The organism is Deltaproteobacteria bacterium (genome assembly GCA_016874735.1).
GTDB lineage: Bacteria > Bdellovibrionota_B > Oligoflexia > Oligoflexales > CAIYRB01 > CAIYRB01.
In genome coordinates this window covers 1-6,827 of the sequence record VGTI01000106.1, presented here as the reverse complement: position 1 = coordinate 6,827, position 6,827 = coordinate 1, and the positions used below count along the sequence as shown (strand labels likewise).

Below are 6,827 nucleotides of genomic sequence, written 5' to 3'. Positions count from 1 at the left end.
TAACGCGCAGGACTCGCATTATAAGGTAAATCTGTATTTTTCTCGCTGACATTCCAAAGTTTGGAATCGAAGACGGGCAATTCTTCCGGTGCCAAATTTACGTCCGCGAGTTGCTGTTTCAAGTAGTGAAACTGCATCGTATCGTCGTTATCGATCCACCACCGACGAATTTGATAAATCATGGTGACCAAAGCAATCGATGCCAGATACGGCGCAATGGCGTAGGCGTACGGTATTGATCTGCGCGTCACCATTAATGCCTGCTCCCCCCCAATCAATAGCTCGGTAATTCATTGATACGTCTTGAATCCGGGGGCGATCGCTGACCTTGCCTGCCTTTCTACGAATAATCGGTATCTTTACAATGATTTCATGGCTTTATACTTGATTGCGAGTGCCTCATGGGGTACCGACCGAGAAAGGCATTTTCAGCTGCGGCATGACTCGTCTATAACCGGCAGGGGGATCCGCCACCTCAGAAGACGAAGCACCGTACTTTGACCGAGCCCTTACAAAAATTCGGCCTTCACCGCATCACCGCCAGGTGGTTCGCGGCCCGGTTTGGCACGCCTACGCCGCCGCAGCGCGAAGCCTGGCCGCGCATTGCCAGCGGCGTTGATACGCTAGTGGCAGCGCCAACTGGTTCCGGTAAGACGTTGACGGCATTTTTAGTCGCTATCGACCGACTTCTGCGTACGGCCCTAGACGGGGACCTTAAGGACCAAACAGAGATCCTTTATATCTCGCCCCTCAAGGCTCTGGCGAGCGACGTCCGGCGTAACTTGGAATTGCCACTTGCCGAGATAGAGGCCTGCGCAGCCAAAGAGGGCACGCCGGTGCGCGGCATTCGCGCCCTGGTCCGATCTGGTGACTCCACCGCCAGTCAGCGCGCTGCGATGCTGAAAAAGCCACCGCACATTCTTGTGACCACACCTGAGTCACTTTACCTTCTGCTCACTAGCCCCAAAGGGCGCAACAACCTCAAATCGGTCAAGACCGTCATCATCGATGAAATTCACGCATTGGCCCGTGACAAGCGGGGCTCCCATTTAGCGCTGTCTTTGGCACGCCTGGATGACCTGTGTGAACGCGCCACTGGTCTGAGACCCCAGCGCATCGGTCTCTCGGCAACGCAAAAGCCGATTGAGGCTATTGCCCATTTTCTCTCCGGTAACGACCCGCGCACGCCGCAACCTGAGGGACCATGTGCCATTGTCGACACCGGTCACAAGCGCAAACTCGACCTCGCAATTGAAGTGCCACCATCGGAACTCGGAACCGTCTGCTCCCAGGAGCAGTGGCAGGAAATCTACGAACGCTTACAAAAGCTCATTGAAGAGCATCGCAGTACGCTCATCTTCGTGAATACGAGAAAACTGGCCGAGCGCGTTGCCTTCCATCTGTCGCAGCAGCTTGGCGAGGATAACGTCACCAGTCACCACGGGAGCCTAGCCAAGGAGCTACGCCTTGCCGCCGAGACTAAGCTGAAGGCAGGGCAGATGAAGGCCATCGTGGCGACGGCTTCGCTCGAGCTCGGTATCGACGTTGGCGCCATCGACCTGGTCGTGCAAATCGGCTCTCCCCGTAGTATTGCCACCTTTTTGCAGCGTGTCGGCCGGGCCGGTCACAGCGTTGGCGCCACACCCAAAGGCAGACTTGTCGCTCTGACGCGTGACGAACTCGTCGAGGCAATGGCGCTGATTAGGGCCGTCCGCCTCGGTCAACTTGACCGCACCGTGATTCCCGAGGGGCCGCTGGATATACTGGCGCAGCAAGTAGTGGCCGAGGCTGCGGCCGAGGAGCACGACGAAGATCACCTCTATCAGGTGATGCGCCGTGCTTACCCCTACCGCACGCTAACGCGCGAGCATTTTGGCGACGTCGTGGCCATGCTATCTGTCGGTTTTGCCGGAGCCAACAAAGCCCTGGCCTATGTCCACAGGGATCGTTTGAGTGGCAAAGTACGGTCCCGACGCGGTGCGCGTTTAGCCGCAATCACTAGTGGGGGCGCGATTCCCGAGCTCGGCGATTACCGCGTCGTCAACGAAGAGGACAGTGCTTTCATCGGCACAGTGAACGAAGAGTTTGCTATAGAGAGTAGCCGTGGTGATATTTTTCTCCTCGGTAACAATTCGTGGCAAATTATGGGACTACGCGGCACCGACATGCTGGTGCGCGACATGCACGGTGCACCGCCGAATATACCTTTTTGGCAAGGCGAGGCACCAGGCCGCACGCCAGAGCTCTCGTTGGCAGTCTCAGACATCCGCGATGAGGTCGACCGACGCCTGACGATGCCGATCACCGCCGATGATCCTCTCTTCCATTTAGAATCACTCGCACATCTTGGTGACACTGTACCCGAGGCGTATGAAGACGCCTGTAAATGGCTTCAGGAGGAAACCACCTGCTCTCCGTGGGCCAGCCTCCAGGTGACGCATTACATGGCAGTTGAGAAGGCAGCCCTGGGCGTCCTTCCGACGCAAAGCAAAGTGGTCTTCGAACGGTTTTTTGATGCTAGCGGTGGCATGCAGCTGGTCATCCATGCTCCCTTTGGCATGCGTATCAATAAGGGCTGGGGTCTAGCTCTGCGGAAGCGTTTTTGCCGCAGCTTTGACTTTGAGCTGCAGGCCTCCGCCGATAATGATGGCATAGTGCTTTCGCTTGGACCCCAGCACAGCTTTCCCATCGATCAGCTCTTTAGGATGCTAAGCCCCGAGAACGTCACCAAACTGCTGGAGCAAGCCATACTGCAGGTGCCTCTCTTCCAGATTCGGTGGCGCTGGAACGCCAATAGAGCCCTGGCTGTACTGAGACGCCACAGCGGCAAAAGGGTACCACCAGCGCTGCAAAGATTCCGCGCTGACGATCTTATGACCGCGGTTTTTCCGGCTCAAACACAGTGCAAGGAACACGTCACCGGCGACATTGAACTTCCGGATCACCCCCTAGTGCGCCAGACCATGCATGACTGCATGCATGAGGCCATTGATCTCGGCTCGCTCATTGAACTCATGGAGCGGATCAGTAACGGCGCGGTCGAACTGATTGCCCGCGACACCCGCGAGCCCTCGCCCTTCGCCTACCAGTTGCTCAACGCTTATCCCTATGCATTTTTGGACGACGCCCCGCTAGAGGAAAGACGCGCCCGTGCTGTGGCTACCCGGAGAAATCTGGCCTTCGAGCCGTTCTCCGATCTTAGCCTACTATCCCCCGCCGCCATCGATCAGGTGGAGCGAGAAGTGTGGCCGGATGCGCGAGACGCCGACGAACTACACGACGTGCTCAGTACGACGGTGGTGTTGCCGGAAGATAGGGCTAAAGCTTCGCCCGGTTTTGCGACACTCTTGGAAGAGCTGATTGCCGATGGGCGCGCTCTGCGCGTTTATACGGACGAAGCCGTGCTTTGGAGCACCAGCGAGGCGGCCGACTTGCTGGTGGCAGCTTACCCCCATGCGCGCCTTGAACCAAGGCCGGACCTACCGCCACACCTACGGCAAGAGTGGACAAGTGAGGATGCGCGTTTAACCCTGATCCGCGCCTATATGGGGGTCGCTGGTATCGTAACCGCCCCTTATCTAGCTAAAACTCTGGGGTTAGCCGTGGCCGATGTGACGGCCACGCTACCGGCGATCGAGTTAGCGGGCGCGGTGATGCGCGGGCGCTTTCGCGGAGATCTGATCGAACCGCCAGGCGACGGCGCCGCGACCAATAGCGTACCCATGCAGTGGTGCGACCGACGCCTCCTAATCCGCATCCATAAGCTGACGCTTGAGGGCCTAAGACAGCAGATCAAACCGGTGCCGGTTGAAGAGTTTCAACTCTTCCTCTTCACGCATCAGCAACTATCTCCATCTGCGCGCGCCACGGGTAAACAAGGACTTTTTGATGTGGTACAAAAGCTGGCCGGCTTCGATGCACCAGCAGGCGCCTGGGAGTCAGAGATTCTCGCTAGCCGTGTCGAGGGCTACCAACCAAGCTGGCTAGACGAACTTACCCATAGCGGGCTAGTCAGCTGGGGCCGGCTTAAGCCGCCCAAAAGGGATGACGATAGCGAGCCCCGCAGTCAGGGCATGAACCGCGCCGTGCCGTTGGCACTTTTCCCGCGGGAAGTTTTAGCTTTTCTCGCGCCGGTTGCAGCGACGCAACGAGGTAACGACATTCTTGAGCTCGCCACAGGCAAAGCAGTAACAGCCTACGAAGCGATTGTAGCTGGTGGCGCCCAGTTTTTCGGTGAATTAAAAACCAGGACCGGTTTAATTGAGAGTGAATTAGAAGATGCTCTCGGTGAACTCTGTTGGCTTGGGCTGATTCATGCCGACGGCTTCGCCGCCATTCGGCCCTTTGTCGCACGTAACCGTAAGGCTGTAGCGCGCGTTCGTTACGGAGTAAACAAGCAGTTTTTTGCCGGTGCCAGCTACGCACTGGGCGGTAGATGGGCCAAGTTTCCAGGGCAATTACCTGAGACACCTGAGTCTGAGCGGATTGAGTTTTGGGCTCAACTCCTACTCAGGCGCTACGGTATTGTTTTTCGGGATCTGCTCACGAGGGAGTCTGCGGCTCCGTCGTGGGGTGAGTTGGCGCGCTGTTACCGGACCATGGAGGCGCGCGGTCTAGTGCGGGGTGGACGGTTCGTAGCCGGGCCATTTGGAGAGCAGTTTGCTATGCCTGAAGCTGTGCCTCAGCTCCGGGCCATAAGGGACAAACGCTCGGGAAGTGACTGGGCAGTGATCGCGGCCGGAGACCCACTTAATCTCGTCGGAATTTTGGCCCCAGGGGCTAAAATCCCAAGTTCCAGGCAGTCGCTTCTTGGTTTTGTCGACGGGCGCCATGTGGCCACCGCGCATGGCGGAGATATTGAATTTCTCAGCCCCATTCCGACGGAATTAGAGGGAAGCCTGCGACACGCGCTGCAAGTGAGTGGCACATTTCGCTATGGGTCGCCGCTCAAGCGCGGGCGCGCGAAACCGAAGGCGCAGGAGCCCGGCAGCCCAGATGCTATTCCCCGCAGTTTGTGCTAGGAAGATGCGCCAAGCAAGCGGGCGCATCGTCCAGTAACCACCAGTACTTACTCATTATTCCCCTGGCAGCCAAGAATTGGGTAGCCCGCTTCGGGGGTTATCTTGTATATGCCGGGATGTTTCTGCCATCACTGGGGGTTATGCCGTGACCGAGAGCACTCATCAGTCTACGCCCGATCATTGTCCACGCTGGGCCACTGAACTAATCATCCGGATTCGTGACCTTGAGGTACAGTTGGGTAACATCCGCCCTGACAACAGTGAGGCGTGGCAGGTGAAACATGTGACCGATGTGTTTAGCCGGCTCGAGGATCCAGACAGTAGCGCCGTGTTTGCTGACTTGGTCGAGAGTCTGTTTGTAAAAGTGTCGCGTGGCCTCAAGGACGAAGGTTTCGCCTCGGATGAAATTGCTACTTTCATCAATAGCCGCATCCCAAGTGGCAAACTCTCATACTGCAATCGCTCTGAGGTTGAAGCAGCTATAGCTGACAGTTAAGTTTTTTTACTACTGAGTGTGTTAGTCAAAACAAATCAGCGTGATATAATCTTGGATGCTTGCTTCTCAGATCTGAGTGGGACGATGTCGTTCGGGGAGATATCAGATGGTGCACAGACTTTGGCAGGGGCCATTCCGGCGGGTCGTTGATAAAGTGTGGCATCTCAGAGTGATGAGCCTGGCTAAAAGTGGCTTTCATTCCTACCAACATAAGTTGCCGGCAGATCTCGGCATCGGTCGTATGCATGCCATTGCGACTGGTGACCGTGGCGACGGTCCTATCTGGATTTTTGTTCACGGTTTCACCTCCCAAGCGCTGGACTGGGAACCCTTAATCACTAAACTCACGGACGACTGCAGTAAAATCGTCGCCATGGACCTGCCGGGCCATGGTCTTACGGGACTACCCAAAGGCCACATCCTTTCGGGGGATGACGTACTTGAGGCCACTGTTGACTTTGTCCGCCACGAAGTGCCGATCGAGCGAGGTTGTGTCGTGGTCGGTAACTCCATGGGCGGCCTGGTGGCGGCCAAGTTGACTATGCGAGTCCGAGAACTTGTTCGTGGCACGGTATTGATCTCCCCCTTTGGTGCGCCGTACACCAACGAGGAGATCGACACGGTTCTCGATCAATTCACGTTGAGCGATTATAAAAGGGCGAAGAATTTTGTCCGTCAGCTATTCCCCAACGGCGTGCCACCGCCAGGACTCAGGGCCATGGCCATCTATATGTGGGCACATTTCAATCGTAAGCATCTACTGGATCTTATGCCGCAGGCGCACAACTATCCCATGTTAACCGCATCAGATATGGCATCGATGCCCGAAACTTTGCTCATCTGGGGCACAGACGATTTTATTCTACCCTCTTCTGGCCTCGATTTTTTTCGAAACGGCCTCCCTGCAAGGTCGTCAACAATCCTGACACCACCGCGATATAATCACATGCCGTTCTTCGAAATGTCGCAACACGTGGCCAATGACATTAAGCATTGGGCCGAGGCCCATAAGTTACTCTAGTGGATTCATACGGGATTCATACGGGATTCATTTGCCGTGATCTGCATACGATAACGCTGCATGGACAAACATCTTCATACCATGGGGAAGAGCGTCATCGTTGAAATCGTAGGCTGGATGATGCAGCGAGGGATATCCTCCCGCACGCCCGTCGTCCACACCGATGAAAAAGAAAGATCCTGGCACACGTTCCAGATAATAGGCGAAGTCCTCCCCACCCATCGTAGGGTGTGCCAGTCGCGCAGTACTGCCTTGGGGTAATACCTCATGCGCCACGGACTCTAAGTAG

At 56.3% G+C, this 6,827-nt stretch carries 5 protein-coding genes; 3 read left to right on the top strand and 2 right to left on the bottom strand.

The genetic code is table 11. The features are described from left to right. A partial coding sequence (locus tag FJ146_18860) for a hypothetical protein (GenBank protein MBM4254033.1) occupies positions 1–254 on the bottom strand: 254 nt, incomplete at its 3' end. 279 nt (positions 255–533) lie between these two features. On the opposite strand from FJ146_18860, the gene FJ146_18855 reads away from it, so the two are divergent. From FJ146_18855 to FJ146_18845, 3 genes are all read left to right on the top strand, one after another. Further along, entirely contained in the window at positions 534–5,021 is a 4,488-nt protein-coding gene (locus tag FJ146_18855) for a DEAD/DEAH box helicase (protein MBM4254032.1), read from the top strand. Positions 5,022–5,166: 145 nt separating this feature from the next. Further along, positions 5,167–5,517, top strand: a complete 351-nt coding sequence (locus FJ146_18850; GenBank protein MBM4254031.1) for a hypothetical protein — start codon at positions 5,167–5,169, stop codon at positions 5,515–5,517. 106 nt (positions 5,518–5,623) lie between these two features. Further along, a complete protein-coding gene (locus FJ146_18845; protein ID MBM4254030.1) occupies positions 5,624–6,538 on the top strand; it encodes an alpha/beta fold hydrolase in 915 nt (304 codons plus the stop codon). A 27-nt stretch (positions 6,539–6,565) separates the two neighbouring features. Here FJ146_18845 and FJ146_18840 read toward each other — a convergent pair. Continuing rightward, positions 6,566–6,827: amidohydrolase (locus tag FJ146_18840; protein MBM4254029.1), on the bottom strand; the 262-nt coding region annotated here is incomplete at its 5' end.

What these genes read in the sequence shown, in the direction of transcription:
- FJ146_18845 (MBM4254030.1), top strand. Translation starts at nt 5,624, where the DNA reads ATGGTGCACAGACTTTGGCAGGGGCCATTCCGGCGGGTCGTTGATAAA.